At 66.4% G+C, this 22139-nt stretch carries 17 protein-coding genes; 5 read left to right on the plus strand and 12 right to left on the minus strand.

Annotation, left to right across the window (positions count from 1 at the left end):
• Nucleotides 1-23: 23 nt before the first annotated feature.
• Both ACE3P0_RS17240 and ACE3P0_RS17245 read right to left on the minus strand, forming a co-directional pair.
• Nucleotides 24-773 (minus strand): TerC family protein, encoded by a 750-nt coding sequence (locus tag ACE3P0_RS17240; RefSeq protein ID WP_374403974.1) that lies wholly within the window; start codon nt 771-773, stop codon nt 24-26.
• 63 nt (nt 774-836) lie between these two features.
• Nucleotides 837-1319, minus strand: a complete 483-nt coding sequence (locus ACE3P0_RS17245; RefSeq protein WP_374403975.1) for a hypothetical protein — start codon at nt 1317-1319, stop codon at nt 837-839.
• 166 nt (nt 1320-1485) lie between these two features.
• Between ACE3P0_RS17245 and parC the strand changes: the two genes are divergently transcribed.
• On the plus strand, nt 1486-3885 hold the full coding sequence (gene parC, locus ACE3P0_RS17250) for a DNA topoisomerase IV subunit A (RefSeq protein WP_374403976.1): 2400 nt from the start codon (nt 1486-1488) through the stop codon (nt 3883-3885).
• 5 nt (nt 3886-3890) lie between these two features.
• A complete protein-coding gene (locus ACE3P0_RS17255; RefSeq protein WP_374403977.1) occupies nt 3891-4397 on the plus strand; it encodes a hypothetical protein in 507 nt (168 codons plus the stop codon).
• 174 nt (nt 4398-4571) lie between these two features.
• Here ACE3P0_RS17255 and ACE3P0_RS17260 read toward each other — a convergent pair whose 3' ends face one another.
• Complete coding sequence (locus ACE3P0_RS17260; protein ID WP_374403978.1) at nt 4572-4730, minus strand: hypothetical protein; 159 nt, start codon at nt 4728-4730, stop codon at nt 4572-4574.
• Between the two features lie 420 nt (nt 4731-5150).
• Here ACE3P0_RS17260 and ACE3P0_RS17265 point away from each other — a divergent pair, with 420 nt between their 5' ends.
• Genes ACE3P0_RS17265 through ACE3P0_RS17275 form a run of 3 tightly spaced genes read left to right on the plus strand, consistent with a single transcriptional unit; the run spans nt 5151 to nt 13401 of the window.
• The gene (locus ACE3P0_RS17265; RefSeq protein ID WP_374403989.1) at nt 5151-6245 is read left to right on the plus strand and encodes a two-component system response regulator; all 1095 of its coding nucleotides are present in this window, start codon (nt 5151-5153) and stop codon (nt 6243-6245) included.
• An 8-nt stretch (nt 6246-6253) separates the two neighbouring features.
• Nucleotides 6254-8470 carry a PAS domain S-box protein gene (locus ACE3P0_RS17270; protein ID WP_374403979.1) on the plus strand — a complete coding sequence of 739 codons (2217 nt, stop codon included), beginning with the start codon at nt 6254-6256 and terminating at the stop codon, nt 8468-8470.
• Between the two features lie 2 nt (nt 8471-8472).
• Nucleotides 8473-13401 carry a PAS domain S-box protein gene (locus ACE3P0_RS17275; RefSeq protein WP_374403980.1) on the plus strand — a complete coding sequence of 1643 codons (4929 nt, stop codon included), beginning with the start codon at nt 8473-8475 and terminating at the stop codon, nt 13399-13401.
• Between the two features lie 27 nt (nt 13402-13428).
• Here the strand turns inward: ACE3P0_RS17275 and ACE3P0_RS17280 are convergent, their stop codons facing one another.
• The 9 genes from ACE3P0_RS17280 to ACE3P0_RS17320 all read right to left on the minus strand — a co-directional run bounded on the left by ACE3P0_RS17280 (nt 13429) and on the right by ACE3P0_RS17320 (nt 21996).
• On the minus strand, nt 13429-13581 hold the full coding sequence (locus ACE3P0_RS17280; RefSeq protein ID WP_374403981.1) for a hypothetical protein: 153 nt from the start codon (nt 13579-13581) through the stop codon (nt 13429-13431).
• 271 nt (nt 13582-13852) lie between these two features.
• Nucleotides 13853-15664 carry a GspE/PulE family protein gene (locus tag ACE3P0_RS17285; protein ID WP_374403982.1) on the minus strand — a complete coding sequence of 604 codons (1812 nt, stop codon included), beginning with the start codon at nt 15662-15664 and terminating at the stop codon, nt 13853-13855.
• Between the two features lie 212 nt (nt 15665-15876).
• Nucleotides 15877-16569 (minus strand): NapC/NirT family cytochrome c, encoded by a 693-nt coding sequence (locus ACE3P0_RS17290; RefSeq protein WP_374403983.1) that lies wholly within the window; start codon nt 16567-16569, stop codon nt 15877-15879.
• 25 nt (nt 16570-16594) lie between these two features.
• Nucleotides 16595-17050: a nitrate reductase cytochrome c-type subunit gene (locus ACE3P0_RS17295; RefSeq protein ID WP_374403984.1), complete on the minus strand. Its 456-nt coding sequence runs from the start codon at nt 17048-17050 to the stop codon at nt 16595-16597.
• Nucleotides 17047-17925: a quinol dehydrogenase ferredoxin subunit NapH gene (napH, locus tag ACE3P0_RS17300; protein WP_374403985.1), complete on the minus strand. Its 879-nt coding sequence runs from the start codon at nt 17923-17925 to the stop codon at nt 17047-17049. The genes ACE3P0_RS17295 and napH overlap by 4 nt, the downstream gene beginning before the upstream one ends.
• Nucleotides 17922-18737 carry a ferredoxin-type protein NapG gene (gene napG, locus ACE3P0_RS17305; RefSeq protein ID WP_374403990.1) on the minus strand — a complete coding sequence of 272 codons (816 nt, stop codon included), beginning with the start codon at nt 18735-18737 and terminating at the stop codon, nt 17922-17924. The genes napH and napG overlap by 4 nt, the downstream gene beginning before the upstream one ends.
• Before the next feature lie 128 nt (nt 18738-18865).
• Nucleotides 18866-21415: a nitrate reductase catalytic subunit NapA gene (gene napA, locus ACE3P0_RS17310; RefSeq protein WP_374403987.1), complete on the minus strand. Its 2550-nt coding sequence runs from the start codon at nt 21413-21415 to the stop codon at nt 18866-18868.
• Between the two features lie 40 nt (nt 21416-21455).
• A complete protein-coding gene (locus ACE3P0_RS17315; RefSeq protein ID WP_374403988.1) occupies nt 21456-21767 on the minus strand; it encodes a chaperone NapD in 312 nt (103 codons plus the stop codon).
• A 1-nt stretch (nt 21768) separates the two neighbouring features.
• On the minus strand, nt 21769-21996 hold the full coding sequence (locus tag ACE3P0_RS17320; protein ID WP_374403991.1) for a 4Fe-4S dicluster domain-containing protein: 228 nt from the start codon (nt 21994-21996) through the stop codon (nt 21769-21771).
• Nucleotides 21997-22139: the final 143 nt, after the last annotated feature.

Consider the following 22139-nt stretch of genomic DNA (forward strand, 5'->3'; position numbering starts at 1 on the left):
TTTTTTCAGCCTTATTGCGGCGATCAATCCGGCAGATCCTTGCGCAGATGCACTGGTGCGGTGATCCGTTTGCGCAAACGAATATTGATCATCTCGACGCACACCGAGAAAGCCATCGCGAAGTAGATATAGCCCTTCGGCACATGCGTGTCGAAACCCTCGGCGATCAGCGTGACACCGACCAGCACGAGGAAGGACAGCGCGAGCATCTTGACCGTCGGATGGCGGTCGACGAAATCGCCGATCGGTTTCGCGGCGAACATCATCACGCCCACCGATATCACGATCGCCGTCACCATTACCGACAGGTTGCTTACCAGACCGACGGCAGTGATCACCGAGTCGAGCGAGAACACGATGTCGATGATCGCGATCTGCACCAGCACCGAAGCAAACGCCGCGCGTGCAGCGCCTGCGTGCTGGACCTCGTCCTCGCCTTCCAGCGAATTGTGGATCTCGTGCACGCTCTTCCAAAGCAAGAAGAGGCCGCCGCCGATCAGGATCATGTCGCGCCCCGATATGCCCTGTTCGACGATTGGGGCAACGAACACCGGATCGGTCAGCCGCATGATCCACGCCAGCGATGCCAGCAGTGCGATACGGGTACCCATCGCCAGCAGCAGGCCCAAGCGCCGCGCGACGTTGCGCTGGGCTTCAGGCAGGCGGCCGACGAGGATCGAGATGAAGATGATGTTGTCCACGCCCAGCACGATCTCCAGCGCAGTCAGTGTGGCGAGGGCTATCCAGGCGTTGGGGTCGGCGAGCCATTCCATCTAAAGAGTCTCCGTGCGGGTGCATGTGAACGAAAACGGCCGCTGGAGTATGCCAGTTCGGGCTTACTTGATCGTATAGCCGCGCCCTTCCAGGCAGGCTGCGCGCGCTTTGTTGAACCCAGCAGTCTGATCCGCCGTGTGCTGCTGGGCCGCCTGCTGCTGTTGTGCCGCCTGTTGCTGGCTAGCGCGCTGTTGTTGGCGGCGCTGCCCGCGCTGAGCGGCACCGCCCGCTACCGCGCCGGCGACGGCCGCATCGCCGACATCGTTATCCGTGATTGCGGCCACCGTTGCCGCGGCCGCAGCCCCACGAACGCGGCCGCCACTCGGCGCAGGCGCGGGTGCCGGGGCCGGTGCCGCCGCGGCCTGCGCGGGCGGCTTGGCCGGGTCGAAGCCGGTCTGGCCGACGGCCCAGGTGTAGCACTCGGCTTCGTCCTGTTTCTGTTGCTCCGCCGATTGCCCCTTGGCAGGGTAGACGTACTGCTGGGCCAGCGCAGGGCCTGCCAGGCACAGCAGGGCGATGGAAACGACGCTCAGGCGTGTGTTCACGATCGGTTCTCCGTAAGGATGGTCGCGGGGCGAGTGCCGGCGCGTAGGCAAATCAATCATAGCGCCTCGCATTACTGGCCGAAGCTGAGCCACGTCACATCCGCCGCCGGCCGGCGGCACCAACCTGCGATAATCGCGGCTGTTTCCGAAGCTGATGCCTTATCCCATGCACAACGAGCCCGAATCCGGCACCGAATCCAGTCCTGAGCTCGACCTTTTTGGCGAAGACGCCGCGCCCCTGACCGAGCCAGAAGCCGAAACGCCGGCTGAGCCGCCGGCGCCGCCCGCTCCGCCTACGCTGACCGAACTGCCCGACGATCATCTGCCGATCGCCGCCTTTGCCGAGCGCGCCTACCTTGCCTACGCGATGAGCGTGGTGCGTGGCCGTGCGCTGCCGCAGGTGGAAGACGGCATGAAGCCGGTGCAGCGCCGCATCCTGTATTCGATGCACGAGATGCGCCTAGCCCCCGGCGCCAAGCCGGTGAAGAGCGCGCGCGTGGTCGGCGACGTGATCGGCAAGCTGCACCCGCACGGCGACACTGCGGTGTACGACGCGGCGGTGCGCCTGGCGCAGGACTTCACGCTGCGCTACCCGTTGATCGACGGCCAGGGCAACTTCGGCTCACGCGACGGCGACGGTGCCGCAGCGATGCGCTACACCGAAATGCGCCTCACGCCGCTGGCCGAACTGCTGCTGGGCGAGATCGATCGCGGCACGGTGGATTTCGTGCCGAACTACGACGGTGCCTGGCAGGAGCCCAAGCTCTTCCCGGCGCGCTTGCCGATGCTGTTGCTGAACGGCGCCTCCGGCATCGCGGTCGGCATGGCCACCGAGTGCCCGCCGCACAACCTGCGCGAGGTCTCGGCCGCCGCGCAGTTGCTGATCAAGAAGCCGGAATCGACGCTGGACGAAGTGATGGCGCTGCTGCCGGGGCCGGACTTCCCCGGCGGCGGCCAGCTGATCTCGCCGCCGCAGGCGTTGCGCGATGCCTACGCCGGTGGTCGCGGCAGCCTGCGGATGCGCGCGCGCTGGCGTGTCGAACCGCTCGCGCGCGGCGCCTGGCGCATCATCGTCAACGAGATGCCGCATGGCGTGTCGGTCTCTAAGGTGCTCTCCGAAATCGAGGCGCTGACCAACCCGCAGCCGAAGACCGGCAAGAAGGAAGTCTCCGCCGAGGAGAAGGCGACCAAGGCGCTGGTGCTGGGCGTGCTCGACACCGCGCGCGACGAGTCCTCCGACAAGGAAGCGGTGCGCCTGGTGCTCGAACCCAAGAGCCGCACGCAAGACCCCGAAGAACTGATGCGGGTGCTGCTGGTGCACACCTCGCTCGAATCCTCGGTGTCGGTGAACCTCACCGTCATCGGCCGCGATGGCCGCCCGGCGCAGAAGGGCTTGCTCGCCGTGCTGCACGAGTGGATCGCGTTCCGCTTCGACACCGTCGAGCGCCGCACACGCTACCGCCTTGGTGAAGTCGACCGCCGCATCCACATCCTCGAAGGCCGCGCCATCGTCTGGCTGCACATCGACGAAGTGATCCGCGTGATCCGCGAGGCCGAGGAGCCCAAGGCTGAGCTGATGGCGCGCTTCAAGCTCAGCGAGATCCAGGCCGAGGACATCCTCGAGATCCGCCTGCGCCAGTTGGCGCGGCTGGAGTACATCAAGATCGAATCCGAGCTGGCCGAGCTGCGCGTCGAACGCGCCAAGCTGGTCGAGCTGCTGGAAGACCGCGGCGCGATGACGCGCCTGATCCTCAAGGAAATCGTCGAGGATACGAAGAAGTTCGGCGACGACCGCCGTACGCTGATCGAAGCCGCGCAGGCCATCGTGGCAGGCGAAGCGCCGGTGCTCGACGAGCCAGTCACGGTGATCCTGTCGCGCAACGGCTGGGTGCGCGCGCGCCAGGGCCACGGCGTCGACCGCGCAGCACTGACCTACAAATCCGGCGACGGCGAGTTTGCGGTGATCGAAACCCGCACGCCCTGGCCGCTGCTGATCATCGACACCCAGGGCCGCGCCTACTCGGTGCGCATCCAGGATCTGCCCGGCGGGCGTGGCGACGGCGTACCGCTCACCACACTGATCGAGCTGCAGAACGGCGCTCGCGTGGCGCAGGCGCTCTCGGGCGACCCGGCGAAGGAATACCTCTTTGCCAACTCCGGCAGCTACGGCTTCATCACCACGCTGTCTGAGCTCGCGGGCCGCAACCGTGCCGGCAAGGCCTTCATGACGCTGGAAGCCGGCGAAGAAGTGCTGCGCCCGATGCCTTGCGAAGGCGAGTGGATTGCCGCGGCGTCTGCCAATGGCCGCCTGCTGTGGTTCCCGCGCGCCGAGATGAAGGTGATGCCGCGCGGCCGCGGCGTGATCGTCATGGGGCTGGACGACAAGGAAACGCTCAACGCAGTGGCCTGCCCGGGCGAGCCGGTTGTCACCGTCAGTGGCATCGGCCGTGGTGGCAAGGAGATCGCGGTGGAAGTGAAGGGCGTGGCGCTGCAGGCCTGCCTCGGCAAGCGCGCCCGCAAGGGCAGTGCGATCGCGCCGAAGGTGAAGCCGAGCAGCATGAACTGACCGCCATGGCGCGCCTGATCATCCTGACCGGCGCGCCGAATGCCGGCAAGACGACCGTAGCAGTCCTGCTGAAGGCGCAATGTGAGCGGCTCGCGGTCATCGAGGTCGATGACCTGCGCGACTGCATTGCATGGATGCCGCTTGCCGAAGCGGTACCGCTCAACCTGATCAACGCGTGCGACATCTCGAACAACTTTCTGGCACACGGGCTGGACGTGCTGTTCGTGTATCCGCTGTCCGATGCCGACTATGCGTTCATCCGGCCGCGCTTCGCACCCGAGCAAGACATTGTCAGTGTTGCCTTGTGGTGTGCGCCCGACGTGAACGCCGAGTTCCGCGGCTCGCGGGTCTTGTCGGACTGGGAGCGCGAGCGGATCCGCTGGATGCACGCGGAGGGCATGGCGCGGCCGCACTTCGCGCAGGTCGTGGATACCACTCACATCAGTGCGCAGACGACCGCCGATGAAGTGAAACGGATTTGCGGCTTGGACTCGAGGGTGAGATTGAGCTGAGTGTGTGCGGTTCATTTTGCGGCACGCGCGCGCCAGGCAGTATCGAGCGCTCGTCGCAACCTCGGGCCGGTATAAAGGGCTGCAAGCATGGCGCCCCTGCAGCAAGCGCTGCGTCGACGTACGCAGCGACAAGGGCCGCGCCCGGCTGTGATGCCGGGCGCGGCCCTTGTTCTTTCACGGGATCAGTGCGGCGAGAAGCATGCCCGCCGCGGTCAGGCTCCAGCCCGCGACGAGCAGCGCCGTGACCCAGGTTTCGGCCTTACCTGGCTTTAGCATCCAGGCAGGGAGATCCGAGCGCGCGAGTTCGTGTTGAACCAGGTTTAGCGTATCCATGTCGCTTACCTCCGATTCGGGGCCGAAGCGCGGCGGCAAAGTGACCGCCGCTCAAGCCTCAGGTTGAGTGTGGGTGATCCTCCTGTACCAGAAATGAAGCAGGCAGCGCGGGCAAGGGCATGCCGGATGGGGGGCCGCGGGGGCCGCCTGGGTCGTCCTTATGGGGCGCTTGGAGTATAGGAACGCATCACCCGCTGAACAGGGTTCAATACGTTGGTTCGTTGCACGAACCGCAGGCCCGCTTGCCGTCTGTCGATCGGCCGGGGCGCCTCGTGGCGGTGACGTCCTGCTATCGGGGCGTTGCTGCGCGGGCTATACCGAAGTTGGCCTGCCCGCGGTCAAGGAATCCAAGCCGCGGCCGTAATCGAATGATGGACCGCGGCGCGGCAGCGCCGCAGTGGCAACTTCTCCGTGGCTGCGATGCTGAAACCACCCGGTGCAACCATCCTGATCGTCGACGACGCAGCCGAGAACCTCGACCTGCTCGCCGAGCTGCTGCAGCCCCATTACCGGGTGCGTGCTGCGACGTCGGGCGCGCGTGCGCTGGCGGTGGCGGCGAGTGCGCCCCGGCCCGACCTGGTCTTGCTCGATGTGATGATGCCCGGCATGGATGGCCACGAGGTGTTCGCACGCCTGCGCGCTGATCCGGCGACGGCGGCCATCCCGGTGATCTTCGTGACCGCGATGGGCGAGGTGGAAGACGAACTGCGTGGTTTCGAGGCCGGCGCCGTCGATTACATCGCCAAACCCATCGTGCCGCCGCTGCTGCTGGCGCGGGTGCGCACGCAGCTCGAACTCAAGCAGGCGCGTGATCGCCTCGCAGGCCAGAACGCCTGGCTGGAAGCGGAAGTGGCGCGCCGCATGCACGAGAACGATCTGACCCAGCTCGTCAGCATCCGCGCGCTTGCGCATCTGGCGGAAACCCGCGACCCGGAAACCGGCAACCACATCCTGCGCACGCAGGCCTATGTGCATTCGCTCGCGACGCGGCTGCGGGATCACCCGCGTTTCTGCGACACGCTGGACGCCCGCTACATCGATCTGCTGACTCGCTCGGCGCCGTTGCACGACATCGGCAAGGTCGGCATTCCCGATGCGATCCTGCGCAAACCGGGGCCGCTGTCGCCGGATGAGTGGTTGATCATGAAGACCCACGCGCGGCTAGGGGTCGAAGCGATCGAACTGGCCGAGCGCGATGTCGATCAGCCGGTCGCCTTCCTGTCGGTAGCGAAGGAAATTGCCGGCGGACACCACGAAAAGTGGGACGGCAGCGGCTACCCGGGTGGCCTCGCCGGCGACGCGACTCCGGTGTCGGCGCGCCTGATGGCACTGGCCGACGTGTTTGACGCCTTGATCACGCGGCGGGTGTACAAACCGCCGTTCAGCTTCGAGGAGGCGCGGGAGATCATCGTCGGTGGCCGCGCTGCGCATTTCGATCCGGACGTCGTCGATGCCTTCAGCGCCGGCTTCGACGAGTTCGTAGCTATCGCTGAGCAGCACCACGATAGCGACTGAGGCACCGCATGACCGGCCCCCGCGCGCTCTCGCAGTTCGACATCCTTGGCGTGGTGTTGAGCTATGCAGTGGTCGCGGGGCTCTGGATCCTGCTGTCGGATGGCGTGCTGGCGCTGCTGGTGCGCGACCCCGGCGCGCTCGCCCTGATCAGTGCGGTGAAGGGCTGGGTGTTCGTCATCGTCACTTCGCTGATGCTGTGGGCGCTGCTGCGGCGCTGGATGGCAGCGCCCGATCCGGCCGTGCGCGAAGACGAGGCGCGTGTCTCAAAGCCGATTCGCCCGCTGCTGTTCATTGCCGCCTTCATCCTCGCCGTCACCGCCGTCGCCGTGACGGTTGCAGTGCAGCAGCACAAGGCGCGGGAACTCGATCGCCTGCAGGCGATTGCCGACTTCCGCACACGGCAGATCTCAGACTGGGTGCATGAACGCGTTACCGGCGACGCCGCGCTGGTGCAGAGCAGCCAGTTCTTCGCCGAGCTCTACCAACGCTGGCAACAGAAGCAGGACGTGCAGGCTGGCGACATGCTCAAGCGGCGTCTGAGCTGGCTCGCCGATAGTCGGGGCTTTGCGGCCGTCACGCTGCTCGACGCAGACGGGCGGCGCGTGTGGGGGTCAGCCGAAGCGCCGACCCAGATCGCCGACGTGCTCGCGCGCGCGGTCGCCGGCGTGCGTGAGCGTGGCAAGATCGAGCACGTCGGCCCCTACCGCGGCGTTGCCGGCAAGCTCCGGCTGGACTTCGTCGCGCCCCTGGCCGGATCGAGCCAGCCCGATCGCAACACGCCGCTGATCGTGTTGCACCTCAAGCCCGAAACCTGGTTGCTGCCCACGTTGCAGAGCTGGCCGGTGCCGAGCGAGAGCGGCGAAACCTTGCTGTTCCGCCGCGAAGGCAAGGACGTGCTATTCCTAAGCGAACTGCGCCACCGCAGTGGCGGCGCCGGCAATCTGCGTGTTGCCGCCGGTGCCGGGCGCCTGCCCGATCTGGCCTTGATCGGCGCCGCGGGCACCGTGCAGGAAGGGCTGGACTACAACGGCATGGCGGCGGTCGGCGTGGTGCGGCCGGTGCCTGGCACGGACTGGTTCCTCCTCGCCAAGCTCGACAAAAGCGAGCTGTACCGCGATGCGATGAAAGAGGCCGTGTGGATCGTGCTGACCGGCCTGTTCGCGCTGGCCGTGGCGGCAGCATTCCTCGCGCTGCAGCGCCAGCGTCAGCAACTGCTGGTGGCCGCAGCCGCACAACAGGCGCAGCATGAACGGCTTGCCGCGCTGGGCTTGCTCGGCACCATCGCCGAGCATTCCGAAGACTGCATCTTTGCGCTCGATCGCAACGGGCACTTCACGCTCTTCAACCACGCCGCGGCACGCCTGTTCGGCAAGCCAGCCGAGCAGGTGCTCGAACGCGACGAGCATGCGATCTTCCCGCCCGACATTGCCGCCCGCCAGATTGCGGAGAACCGGCGCGTGATGGAGAGCGGGCGCAGCGAATCGGTCGAGGAAACAGTGCCGGTCGGCGGGCAGACGCGCACCTTCCTCACCGTGAAGACGCCGCTGCGCGACGAGACCGGCGCGGTGGTCGGCATCTGCGGCATCGCGCGCGACATCACGGCACGCAAGCTGGCGGAGGACGCCGCCCATGCAGCGAGCGAACGTCTGCGCCTGGTGCTCGATGCCACGCACGACGGCGTGTGGGACTGGGATCTCGTGAGCGGCGTGGCCTCACTGTCACCGCGCTATTACGAGATGTGCGGTTACGCACCGGATGAAGTGACACCGGATCTCGCCTTCTTTCAGCGCCTGGTGCATCCGGACGACTGGGTGCGGATCAACGAAGTGATGAGCGCCCACTTGCGCGGTGAGCGGGGCAGCAGCGACTTCGACTACCGCATGGTGACTAAATCCGGCGGCATACGTTGGGTGAATGGCAAGGGGCGCGTCGTGGCGCGCGACGCCAGGGGCGCGCCACTGCGGATGGTGGGCACCATCTCCGACATCACCGAACGCAAACGTGGCGAAGGAGTCCTTCAGCAGCAGGCCGAAGCGCTGCGCCAGCAAGCGGAGACGCTGCGTGCGCGCAACGAGGAACTCGAACGCTTCAACCGCGTGATGATCGGCCGCGAGCTCGACATGATCGAACTCAAGCGACGCATCAACGCACTGTCGGCACGCTTGGGCGAGGCGCCCCCCTTCGATGTGCGCTTCGTCGAGATCGTGCGGCAGGAGGTCGATTGACGATGCCGCCCGTCCGCCGCCTGCTGCTTGCCGCGCTGCCGCCGGCCCTTGCCTTCGGGCTGCAGTCCTTGCTGTGGCCGTGGCTCGCGCCGCACAGCTGGTTCCTGTTCTTCCCCGCGGTATGCGTCAGTGTCTGCGTGGCCGGCATGGCCGGTGCCGTCGTCGCGGCCGTGTTGAGCATTGCGATCGTCCATGCGGCCTTCCTGCCTCCGGGTATGAGCTTCGCAACGTCGGCAGGCTTCCTGCTGGTTGCGCTGCTGATCGGGGCGCTGAGCGGGCGGATCCTGCGCCTGCGCGATGGCGCCGACACCCGTTTTGAAGCCAGCTTCCTCCAGGCGGCGGTGGGTTTCGCGCTGGTCGCGCCGGATGGCCGCTGGCTGCGGGTTAACCGCAAGCTGTGCGACATCGTTGGCTACACCGAACACGAGCTGATGGCGCTGGACTTTCAGGCCATCACTCATCCGGATGATCTCGCCGTCGATCTTGCGGCCGCGAAGCGGATGCTCGCGCAGGAGATCGACCACTACAGCATCGAAAAGCGCTACGTGCGCAAGAACGGCAGCGTGGTGTGGGTGCGTTTGAGCGTCGCGCTGGTGTGGCGTGACGCCAGGCCGGACTACTTCGTCTCGGTGGTGGAGGACATCCACGCTGCCAAGCTGGCCGCGTTGGCGCTGCAGCGCAGCGAGCAGGCGCTCAAGGATGCAAAGCGGGTGGCCGGCATCGGGAGCTGGCGGCGCGAGTTGGCTGCCGAGGGCGCTGAATGGTGCGAGCAGATGAATCGCATCTTCGCGCGCCCTGTCGACGCACCGCCGGCGAGCATGCAGGAACTGGCGACGCTGTTTGCGCCGGAGAGCTGGTCGCGCGTATCGGTGGCGATTGCCCGCGGCGCCAGCGAAGGGGTGCCGTGGGAACTCGACGCCGAAATCGTGCGGGCTGATGGCCGCCGCGGCTGGGTCATTGCGCGCGGCGAGCCCGTGCGCGACGAGGCTGGCACCATTGTCGCGCTGCAAGGCACGCTGCAGGACATCACCGATCGCAAGCAGGCCGAAGCGGCGCAGATCGCCAGCGAAACACGCTTCCGCCGCCTGTTCGATCAGGCGCCCTTGCCACTTGGTTTCGCCGACAGCGGCGGCACCATGCGCGCCCTCAACACCACCTTCATCCGGAGTTTCGGCTACACCCGCGACCAGCTGCCGACGCTTGATGACTGGTATCGCCTTGCTTACCCCGATCCGGTCTACCGGGCCGACGCGATCGCGCGCTGGACGGCGGTGATGGCCGGGCAGCGCGATCCGGACGATGACGAGTACCGCGTCACCTGCGCCGATGGGTCCGAGCGTGTGGTGCGGATACACGCCGTGTCGCTGGCCGACGGCGTACTCGCGGCCTTCGATGACATCACCGAGCGTGAGCAGGCTGCGCGCGCGCTGCGCGACATGCAGGCGGCCACGCTGGTCGAGCAGCAGGATGCGCGGATTGCAGCGCTCAACCTGATGGAAGATGCGCTCGCCGCGCGCGCGCGCGCCGAAGGCGCCGCGGCGGCCCTGCGTGCCAGCGAGCAACGGCTGCTGCTGGCGCAGGAGGGCGCACACGTCGGCTTGTGGGAATGGGAACTCGCAAGCGACCGCATGTACTGGTCGCCCGAGTTCGAGCGCCTTTACGGCGTGGCACCGGGCAGCGAACACAGCGAACCCGAATGGCGCACCTACGTCCATGCGGAGGATCTGCCCCTGGTCGACGCACGCCGGCAAGCACATCTGGAGCAGGGCACGCCCTACGAGGTGGAGTTCCGCATCCGGCGTGGTGACGGGGCCGAACGCTGGATGTTCACCAAGGGCAGCGCGCAGTTCGACGAGAACGGCCGCGCCGTGCGGCTCGCCGGCATCAATCTTGACGTGAGCGAACGCAAGCAGACCGAAGCGGCGCTGCGCGAGAGCGAGTCGCGCTTGTTGCTGTTCGTCGAGCACGCACCGGCAGCGCTCGCGATGTTCGACCGCGAGATGCGCTACCTCGCCGCGAGCCGCCGTTGGATCAACGACTACAAGCTCAACGGCGCCGACCTGGCCGGGCGCTCTCACTACAGCTTGTTCCCGGACATGCCCGAGCACTGGCGCGAGATCCACCGCCGCGCGCTGGCCGGTGAAGTGGTGCAGGCCGACGAAGACCGCTACGAGCATCAAGACGGTTCGGTGCAGTGGCTCAAGTGGGTGGTGCGGCCCTGGCGCGGCCCCGATGGCGCGATCGGCGGCATCATGATCTTCAGTGAAGACATCACCGAACGCGTGCGCGCTGCCGGGGCGCTGCGCGAGAGCGAGGCGCGCCTCTCCGAAGCGCAGCGGGTGGCGCACATCGGCGGCTGGGAACTCGATCTGCTGAGTGGCGAACTGTGGTGGTCCGACGAGACCTACCGCATCTTCGAGGCTGATCGCGCAAGGCCGATCACCCATGCGGACTACCTTGCCCGCATTCACCCCGATGATCGCGCCCGGGTCGAGGATGCTTACGCGCGTGCGCTGGCAGACCGTAGCCCCTACGATCTGATCCACCGTATCCGTATGGACGACGGCCGCGTCAAGCATCTGCATGTGCGTTGTGAGACCCGCTATGCCGCGGGCGGGAAACCCATGCGTTCGGTCGGCACGATGCAGGATGTCAGCGCCAGGGAGGCGGTGCAGGCGCAGTTGCGCCAGTTGGCATTGGCCGTTGATCAGAGCCCGGAATCCATCCTGATCACGGACCTCGCGCAGCGCATCGAGTATGTGAACGATGCCTTCGTTGCGACCACCGGCTACGCGCGCGAAGAGGCGCTGGGGCAGACCCCGCGGCTGCTGCGATCCGGCCGCACGCCACCGGCGGTGTATCAGGCGATACGCAAAGCGCTGGCTAGCGGGCAGAGCTGGAAAGGCGAGCTGATCAACCGGCGCAAGGACGGCAGCGAGTTGGTGCAGTTTGCCGTCATCACACCGCTGCGCGGCGCCGACGGCCACATCAGCCACTACGTCAGCGTGCAGGAAGACGTGACGCAGAAGAAGCGTATGGGTGAAGAGCTCGACGCCTATCGCCACCACCTCGAAGCGCTCGTCGCGACCCGCACCGCCGAACTGGAGCAGGCCCGTGCGGCAGCGGAGGCAGCGAGCCTCGCGAAGAGCGCCTTCCTCGCGAACATGAGCCATGAGATCCGCACGCCGATGAACGCGATCCTCGGGCTGACCTACCTGATGCGCAACGAGGCCAGCACGCCCCGCGCGGCGGATCGCCTCGACAAGGTCAACGGGGCGGCGAAGCACTTGCTGGCGATCATCAACGACATCCTCGATCTCTCCAAGATCGAAGCGGGCCGTATGGTGCTGGAAGAGCAGGACTTCTCCACCGGCGAATTGCTCGACCAGGTGCGCACGATGGTCTCGGAAGCGGCCGCCGCCAAGGGCCTGACGCTGGAGACCGAGCTGCACTCGATGCCGGCCGCCCTGCGCGGTGATGCGATGCGTTTGCGCCAGGCGCTGCTCAACTACGCCGGCAACGCGATCAAGTTCACCGAGCACGGCGGTGTGGTGTTGCGCGCGCGCCTGCTCGATGCGGACGCTGAGCATGTGAGGGTGCGTTTCGAAGTGAGCGATACCGGCATCGGCATCGACCCTGCGACGCAGCGCCGTTTGTTTACCGCCTTCGAGCAGGCCGATGCCTCGACTACCCGGCGCCACGGCGGTACCGGGCTTGGCCTTGCGATTACACGGCGGCTGGCCGCGTTGATGGGGGGCGAGTCCGGTGTCGAGAGCGAGCCTGGGCGTGGCAGTACCTTCTGGTTCTCGGTTCGCCTGCGTCGCGTCGGTCAGTTCGAAGCGGCGAACGATGCGACTGCCGTGGTGGTATTGCCCGACGTCGCACTGCAGGGCACGGTGCTGCTGGTCGAAGACAGCGCGCTCAATCGTGAAGTCGCGCTCGACATGCTCAACGAGATTGGCGTGCTGGTGGAAACGGCGGAGAACGGGCGGGTCGCGCTCGAGCGCGTACGCACACAGCGTTTCGACCTGGTGCTGATGGATATACAGATGCCCGAGATGGACGGCATCGAGGCGACCGCCGCCATCCGTGCGCTGCCGGGCGGGCAGTCGCTACCGATCATCGCGATGACCGCCAACGCGTTCGACGAAGACCGCCATGCCTGCCTGCAGGCCGGCATGAACGACTTCATCGCCAAGCCTGTCGCCCCGGAGGCATTGATTGCCACGCTGCGCCGCTGGTTGCCTGCGGGTGCGGTCGCGCCGCCACCCGTCGCCACGCCGACGAGCGACTTGTCGGCGGAAACGGCCGCGTTGCTGGCGCGCCTGGGGGGCGTGCCGGGCGTTGATGTTGCGCAGGGCGTGGCGGCCATGCGCGGGCGCGCCGAACGCTATGCCGACCTGATGCAGCGATTCGTCGCCGCCCACCGCGACGATGGCCGCCTGCTGACCGACATGCTCACGCGTGGCGTGAGCGACGAGGCGCGACGTGTGGTGCACACGCTCAAGGGGCTCGCGGCCACGCTCGGTGCTTCGGCCCTGGCCGAGAGCGCCCGCGCGGTGGAAGTCGCGCTGAAACAGGATGGCGAGCGCATCGGTGACGCAACGCGGCAGGCCGTGCCCGAGTTTGAGCGCCGCCTCGCGGCTCTCGTCGCTGCGGTATTCGGCGCAACGCTGGACAGCGCCGCGGGCACCGATGCGGTTGCTGCAGTGGCCGACCCTGCGGCCGTTTCGGCCGTACTCAGCGAGCTGCGGCAACTGCTGCACGAGAGCGATGCTCAGGCGCTGATGGTGTGCCGGCGCAGCGGTGATCTGCTGCGGCCAGCGCTTGGGCCGCGCTACGACACGCTGCTGGAGCGCCTGCAGGCTTACGACTTCGACAGCGCAGCCGCGCTACTGCCCGCGGCAGAGGACGACGTCGCCTGCGATTGATGCAACGATGCGCAGCCGCTATCGGGGTTACAGCGCGCCGAGTATCGCCACCTGGCCGAGGCCGAATGCGGCGATCAGCAGCATCGTCAATGCGCTGGCGAGCTTGCCTGGTTTCAGCAGCCACTCGGGCAGATCGGCGCGGCGGGCGTGGCGCCGTGGGAATCGGGCGTGTCGTGACATGGCGGGTCTCCAGCATCGGGTGAGCCGCTTCGCCGTCGGGGGCTGACAGTCAGGCGGCAAGGTGGCGCGGGCTGTGTGTGCCGCGTCCTTGCCCTCAATCTAGATCGCGTGGCGCGGTGCGCAGCCTGCTTTGTCACGTCATGTATCGCTGCGGGCCTGCGATACGTTTCGTGAAGGGCCACGCCGCGGTGCTGGCCGGGGAGGGCTGCGCAGCCGCGACAAGTCGCACGGCAAGCCCTCGCAACAACGCCGGCCGTCTTCGTGTTGCCGCTTAGCCGTCGGTGGCTGGCGGCACGACCTTCAGCACTTCATCGAGCGTCGTGATGCCGCTCGCCACCTTCATCGCGCCTGACACTCGCAGCGGTTTCATGCCGTCGCGGTAGGCCTGCGTGCGCAGTGCGGCGATGTCGGCGTCGCGCGTGACCAGTGCGCGCAGCGTCGGATTCATCAGCAGGATCTCGTACAGCCCGATACGGCCGGAGTAGCCGGTCATGCGGCATTCGAGGCAGCCGACCGGGCGATGGATTTGCGCCGGCCGATTGGCGCGGAAGGGTGCGACCAGCGCATCCCACAGCGCGGCTTCGTCGTCCTGCGGCGGCGCCGGTTGTTTGCAGTGCGGGCACAGCGTACGTGCGAGCCGCTGTGCCATCACGCCAAGCAGGGTTGCGCTCAGCAGGTAGGGCGGTACGCCGAGGTCCAGCATGCGCGTGATCGCGGCCGGCGCATCGTTGGTGTGCAGTGTCGAAAGCACTAGGTGGCCGGTCAGCGCGGCCTGGATCGCCATCTCGGCGGTTTCCAGATCGCGGATCTCACCGATCATGATGATGTCCGGGTCCTGCCGCAGCAGCGCCCGCACGCCATCGGCAAAGCCTAGGTCGATCGACTGCTGCACCTGCATCTGGTTGAACGCCGGTTCGACCATTTCGATCGGATCTTCGATCGTGCACACGTTCACTTCCGGCGTCGCGAGGTGTTTCAGCGTCGAGTAAAGCGTCGTGGTCTTGCCCGATCCGGTCGGGCCGGTGACGAGGATGATGCCGTTCGGCTGCCGCACCATCGCATTCCAGCGCGCGTTGTCCTCGTCGCCGAAGCCCAGTTCGGCGAAATTGCGCACCAGCACTTCCGGGTCGAAGACCCGCATCACGAGCTTTTCGCCAAAAGCGGTCGGCAGTGTCGATAGCCGCAGCTCGATCTCGCTGCCCTGCGGCGTGCGCGTCTTCACGCGGCCATCCTGCGGCCGGCGCTTCTCGATCACATCCATGCGGCCGAGCAGCTTGATGCGGCTCGTCATCGCGCTGAGCACCGACATCGGCAGCTGGTAAACCTGATGCAGCACGCCGTCGATGCGGAAGCGCACCGTACCCACTTCCCGCCGCGGTTCGATGTGGATGTCCGATGCGCGCTGCTCGAAGGCGTACTGCCACAGCCAGTCGACGATGTGCACGATGTGCTGCTCGTTCGCATCGAACTGGCGGTTGGTGCGCCCGAGCTCGACCAGCTGCTCCAGGTTCGCGATGCCCGCCGCACCACCTGTGGTGGTCGCGTTCTTCACCGAGCGCGCGAGGTTGTAGAACTCCACCTGGTAGCGTTCGATGTCGAGCGGGTTCGCCAGCACACAGCGGATCTCCTTGCGCAGGATCGGCTGCAGCTCCTTTTCCCACTCGCGCTGGAAGGGTTCGGCGGTAGCGATCACCACCTCGCGCGCGGTTACCGCCACCGGCAGCACCCGCCGTCGCGTCGCGTAGGCGTTCGACATCACGCTCGTGATGGCCGAGAAGTCGATCTTCAACGGGTCGATGTGCATGTAGGCCATGCCCAGCGCGCCCGCGAGCCACTCGGTCAGCGACTCCAGATCCAGCGTCCGGTGCGGCGGCTGATGCGACTTCCAGTTCATCTCCGCCACCACCACCAGCGGATGCTGCGGCCCATGCCGCCCGCTGTGCTCGGCCGGTATCTGCTCCAGCTCTTCAGCGCCGATGTGGCCGTCGGCCTTGAGCATGCTCAGCACACGCTTGAGCGTGAGTCGCCCCTCCGGTGCTGCTTGATGATGGGCGGACGAACGCTCGGGCTGGGTTGTTGCCATGTCGGGGTGCTATGACGTCGTGGTGCGAAGCGGCGTAGTGTGCCTGATTGCGCGCCGCACCGACTAATGCCCACTGCTACAGAGATGACCAAGTGTTCCCGGCGTCGGAGCGTGGCGGCAGGCGGCGGCGTGCTCGATCCGCGCGACGGTTTGCAAAAGACAAAACGGGGGTGCGAAAGCACCCCCGTGTCCGGCCGCAGTTGACGGTTGCTTCAGTTTGTTGGCGCGCTTTCGGCTGCCGGCGCGCTTCCCTGCGCCGGCGCTGCGCTCACGGACGACGCCTCGACCGGCGGGTGGAACACCTCTGGCGCCGCGCCGTTCTTGTCAGCGCCGATCGCCTGTTCCACCGGCGGCAGCGTATGCGCGATGCCCTTGTGGCAGTCGATACAGGTCATGCCCTTGCTGAACGCGTCCTGGTGCATGCGTGAGGAGCGGCGACCCTGTTCGGCGTAGTCCATGTAGGCGAAGTTGTGGCAGTTGCGGCATTCCTGCGAGTCGTTCTTTTTCATCCGCGCCCATTCGTGCTGCGCGAGTGTCAGGCGCTTGGCGTTGAACTTTTCCGGCGTGTCGATCGAGCCGAGGATCTTGTGCAGCACTTCGTTGGACGCCTGGATCTTGCGAATGATCTTCGGCACCCATTCCTTCGGCACATGGCAATCGGGGCAGGTTGCCCGCACGCCGGTGCGGTTCTGGTAGTGGATCGTGTTGCGGTACTCCTGATACACGTTCTCCTGCATCTCGTGGCATGAGATGCAGAACTGTTCGCGGTTGGTCCACTCCATTGCGGTGTTGAAGCCGCCCCAGAACACGATACCGGCGATGAAGATCATCGCGACGAGGCCCAGCCCGGCCGCGCGCATGCGGGTCCAGACGCGACGCGGCACGCTTTGTTGTTGTTCGCTCATGCGTCCTCCTGTGGTGTGGGTGGGCTTACTTCAGGCCAGTCGATTTCTGGAAGGTGTTGGCCACCAGCGGCTTCGCATCGGTCTGCGCCACATGGCACTGTACGCAGAAGTAGCGCCGCGTCGAAACGCCGGCCAATTCGTGGCCATCGCGATCGCGGAAGTGGGTGACGGAGATCTTCGTTGCACCGGTCTCCTGCGCACGGTTCCATGCGTGGCAGTCGAGGCACTTGTTGAAGTTCTTCGTGATCTGGTAGCCGCGGATGTCGTGCGGGATCAGCGGGGGTTGCTGCACGAAGTCGCGCGGCAGCGCACCGCGGTCGTTCGGCACCTTGGGAACATCGGGCTCCAGCGACGGGCCGATCACGTCGGTGCCGCGCAGGCTCTTTACGGCAACCGGCGTATCGGCGGCCTGGATCGGCAGGGCGAAGGCGAGCGTGGCGGCCAGCGCGAGGCAAAGAGAGGCTACTTTTCTGATTGTCATGATTCGCTCCTGTTGAATCGGGTCGTCATCGCGAAAACGTCCTTGCTGCAGATGTCGATGCAGCGGCCGCAGCTGGTGCAGGCAGGCGCCAGGATGAGTGGATGGGTTTGGCCTTCGCCCTTGAGCGCAGGCCGGATTACTTGGGGTTCGGGGCACACGGCAAAGCAGTCCATGCAGTCGTCGCAGGCGCGGCGTTTCGGGGCGCTGACGCGCAGCAGCGCCGTGCGCCCCAGCAAGGCATAGAAGGCGCCGACCGGGCACAGATGCCCACACCAGCCGCGCGGCGCGACCAGCAGGTCGTACACGAACACCGCGGCGACGATGCCCCAGGCGAGCCCGCCGCCGAAAACCAGCGCGCGGTGCAGCATCGTGACCGGGTTGACCCATTCCCAGGCGATTGTGCCGGTCAGGGCCGACACGATGAGCACGGCGGCCAGCAACCAGCGGCGTGTTGCCTCCGGGGGCACGCGCCCACCCTTGAGCCCGAGACGGCGGCGCAGCGCGGCGGCCGCGTCGGTAACGAGGTTGACCGGGCAGACCCAGCTGCAATAGAGGCGTCCGCCGACGGCGAGGTAGAAGGCGAGCACGATCGCCGCGCCGATCAACGCCGTGCGGAATGGCATATGGCCGGCCGCAGCCGACTGCGCGAGGATCAGGGGGTCGGTGAGTGGCAGCACGCCCAGCGTGAGGCTGGACGCGAGGTTGCCCTTGACGATCCAGATGCCTGCCAGCGGGCCGAGCAGGAACAGCGCGAGCAGGCCGAACTGCGAAGCACGACGCAGCAGCAACCACTTGTGCGCGGCCCACCAGCCCTTGTCGGCGATCGCTTCGGCGCCGAGGCGTCTGTTGCTTGTCGGGGTGGCCGTGTTGTTCATGGTGCCCACCTCGCGGGCAGGGATTGGCCCGCAGCCGCATCGCTACCCGCGGCCGGCGCGGCAAGGTCGTCGCGACCGCGCACCGGCAATTTGAGTTGTTCGCCGATCAGCGAGTGGCCCGCCTTCTCGCGCTCTTCCCAACCCTTGCGGTAGTGCGCTGCGGGCGCGCCCTGCGCCAGCTTGCGCGGCAGCACCTTGATCGCCGCTTCAGGCAGCACGCAGGATTTCTCGCACTTGCCACAACCGGTACAGGCATCGGAATGCACGGTCGGCAGCAGCATCGCATGGCGGTCGCTGCGCGGGTTGTGCCGTGTTTCCAGCGTGATCGCCTTGTCGATCGCGGGGCACACGCGATAGCACACGTCGCAACGCAGGCCGAGGAAGTTGAGGCAGTGCTCCTGATCAATCAGCACCGCCAGCCCCATCTGTGCCTTGCTGATGTCACTCAGCCCATGATCCAGCGCGCCGGTGGGGCAGGCTTTTACGCACGGGATGTCGTCGCACATCTCGCAGGGCACCTTGCGTGCTTCGAAGTAGGGCGTACCGCTGGCAACCCTGTCGCCCGGCGTGGCGAGCTTGAGCGTGTCGAAGGGGCAGTCGCGCACGCACAGGCCGCAGCGCACGCAGCTTGCAAGGAAATCGGCCTCTGTCAGCGCGCCGGGTGGCCGCAGCGCGGTGGCAGGCAATGCGCGGGCCTGCCGTGCGTACAGCCCGAGACCCAGACCGAGCACACAAGCGCCTCCGGCCGCACCTGCAGCAGTCTGCAGGAAGCGGCGGCGGTCGAAGGCGGTACGCGGGCTAGGGCTCACGATGCGGGCAATCAGTCAGGTGGGTGATGGGCGCCTTGCTCGCACCGGTCCGTGCGGTGCCGCCGCGCTGTGTTGCGGCGGGCCGTCATGGTTTCAGTGGCGAGCAGTGCGTTTCATCGGCTCGTGCCGATTCAGGCTTTCACCACCTTCACGGCGCACTTCTTGAAGTCCGTTTGTTTCGAGATCGGGCAGGTGGCGTCCAGCGTGAGCTTGTTGACCAGCCGACCTTCATCGAAGAACGGAATGAAGATCAGCCCCATCGGTGGCTTGTTGCGGCCGCGCGTCTCCAGCAGCGCGACGATGTCGCCGCGGCGCGAGATCACCTTGCAGCGCATGCCGCGCTGCAGGCCACGCTTCTTCGCATCATCCGGGTGCATGAAGATCGTCGCCTCCGGCACCGCCTTGTGCAGCTCGGCGACGCGGCGCGTCATCGTGCCGGTGTGCCAGTGTTCCAGCACGCGGCCGGTGCACAGCCACATGTCGTACTCGGCGTCCGGCTTCTCGGGCGGCTCTTGGTAGGGCAGCGCGAACACCACCGCCTTGCCATCTTTCTGGCCGTAGAACTTGATGCCCTCGCCCTTCTTGACGTAGGGGTCGTAGCCCTCGCGATAGCGCCACAAGGTTTCCTTGCCGTCCACCACCGGCCAGCGCAGGCCGCGGGCCTTGTGATAGGCATCGAACGGGGCCAAGTCGTGGCCATGGCCGCGGCCGAAGGCTGCGTATTCCTCGAACAAGCCCTTCTGCAGATAGAAGCCGAAGGCCTTCGCTTCGTTGTTGGTGTAGCCCTTGATCGCGTGGCCGTTTACTTTCTCGAGCTCACTGACCGGGAACTTGTTGACGACCTTGTTCGCGTACAGCACGTCGTACAGGGTTTTGCCCTTGTACTCAGGCTTCTTCGCGATCAGCTCGGCCGGCCACACTTCTTCGACCTTGAAGCGCTTCGAGAACTCGACGTACTGCCACAGGTCGGAGCGCGCATCACCGGGTGCCTGCACTTGCTGGCGCCAGAACTGCGTGCGACGCTCAGCGTTGCCGAAGGCGCCTTCCTTCTCGGTCCACATCGCAGCAGGCAGGATCAGGTCGGCCGCAAGCGCGGACACCGTCGGGTAGGCGTCGGATACGACGACGAAGGCCTCTGGGTTGCGCCAGCCGGGATAGATCTCGCCGTTGACGTTGGGGCCGGCCTGCATGTTGTTGGTGGTGCTGGTCCAGTAGCACTTGATCTTGCTGTCTTTCAGCGCGCGGCTTTGTGCCACGGCGTGCAGGCCGATCTTGTCGGGGATCGTGCCTTCCGGCAGCTGCCAGATCTCTTCCGCGTGCTTGCGGTGATCCGGGTTGGTCACCAGCATGTCGGCCGGCAGGCGGTGCGCGAAGGTGCCGACTTCCCGTGCGGTGCCGCAGGCCGAGGGCTGGCCGGTCAGCGAGAAGGGGCCGTTGCCCGGCTCCGAGATCTTGCCGACCAGCAGATGCACGTTGTAGATCATGTTATTGACCCAGGTGCCGCGCGTGTGCTGGTTGAAGCCCATGGTCCAGAACGACACGACCTTGGTCTTCGGATCGGCGTACAGCTCGGCGAGCTTCTTCAGGCGCTCGGCCGGCACGCCGGAAAGCTTGCTGACCTTCTCCAGCGTGTACTCGGAAACGAACTTCGCGAACTCGTCGTACGTGATCGGCGTGGCGTCGTTCGGATTGTTCTTCGGCTTGCCGTCGGCACCGGGGTAGCCGTTGAACTTGGCATCCTTTTCCAGCGCGTGGTTCGGGCGCAGGCCGTAACCGATGTCGGTCTCACCGCGCTTGAAGTTCACGTTCTTCTGCACGAAGGCCTTGTTGACCTTGCCCGACTGGATGATGTGGTTGCAGATGTAGTTGAGGATCGCCAGATCGGTCTGCGGCGTGAAGATCATGCCGTTGTCCGACAGTTCGAAACTGCGGTGCTCGAAGGTCGAGAGCACATGCACCTGGCAGTTCGGGTGCGAGAGGCGGCGGTCGGTGATGCGGGTCCACAGGATCGGGTGCATCTCGGCCATGTTCGAGCCCCACAGCACGAAGGCGTCGGCGTTCTCGATGTCGTCGTAGCAGCCCATCGGCTCGTCCATGCCGAAGGTGCGCATGAAGCCGGTCACCGCGCTGGCCATGCAGTGGCGCGCGTTGGGGTCGAGGTTGTTCGAGCGGAAGCCTGCCTTCATCAGCTTCGAGGCGGCGTAGCCTTCGAAGATGGTCCACTGGCCGGAGCCGAACATCGCGATCGACGTGGGGCCTTTTTCCTTCAGGGCTGCCTTCCACTTGGCGGCCATGATGTCGAATGCTTCGTCCCACGACACCGGCACGAACTCGCCGTTCTTGTCGTACGCGCCGTTCTTCTTGCGCAGCAGCGGCGTCGTCAGGCGGTCGGCGCCGTACATGATCTTCGACAGGAAGTAGCCCTTGATGCAGTTCAGGCCCCGGTTCACTTCGGCGTCCGGGTCACCCTGCGTTGCGACCACGCGACCGCCCTGCACGCCGACCAGCACCGAGCAGCCGGTACCGCAGAAACGGCACGGCGCCTTGTCCCAGCGCAGCGTGTTGTCGACCGGCTCGGCCGCAGCCGGTGCAGCCTTGGGGGCCGCGAGGCTTACGCCTGCGGATGCAGCGGCCGCAGCCGCGGCGTTGGCCTTGATGAAATCGCGTCTGTTCAGTGACATGCTGCCTCCGGAAAGGGTTTCGTCTTGTTCTTGTGAAGCCTCAGCCCGCGTGGGCTGCAGCCTCGCATGTGTCGGGTTGCGTCGGGGCGGGGGTGGCCGTGGCGGCAGCACCGTCCGGTTCGTGGTCGGAATATTCGTAGGCCAGCGTGAGGCAGACGATGTGCTCGACAAGCTGGACTTGGGTCAGGGTTTCGGTGGTCGCTGCACCGGGCACATCCTCCACGGTGACGACGAGCTTTCCAGCGTCATCATCGCGTGCATGCAGCTCCACGCCCGGCAGGGCAGTCAGCGCGGCGCTGACTGAATCGAGGTGTTCCGGCTTGGCGCGTACCACGAGTCCGACGATTCGCATGCTATTCACTCTCCACTGCTGTTTCGGACGGTGAGCGCAAGGCTACCGCATGACTTGGGCATATCGCTACACATGCGCCGCAACCACTGCAGCGCGACGCATCGATCGCCGGCTGCGCCACTACGCGCAACTGTGGCCGGAACGTAATCGCGCTCGTCTCGCACGCCTCGCCACACACCCGGCATTCGATGCCTTGCAGCGCAAGACAGCCCGCTTCGATCTGTGCCACATGCGCGAAGGCGACCCGCCCGTCGCTGCGATCCAGCGCGCGCGGTGCGCACGCAGTGGCGCAGTCGCCGCACAGGCTGCATGCAGCGCGCGCGAACTGTGGTGATGGATAGCCGTCGACGTCGGGCTCCAGCAGACCGGTGG

Origin of the sequence: Niveibacterium sp. (assembly GCF_041909475.1) — a bacterium.
Classification (GTDB): domain Bacteria; phylum Pseudomonadota; class Gammaproteobacteria; order Burkholderiales; family Rhodocyclaceae; genus Niveibacterium.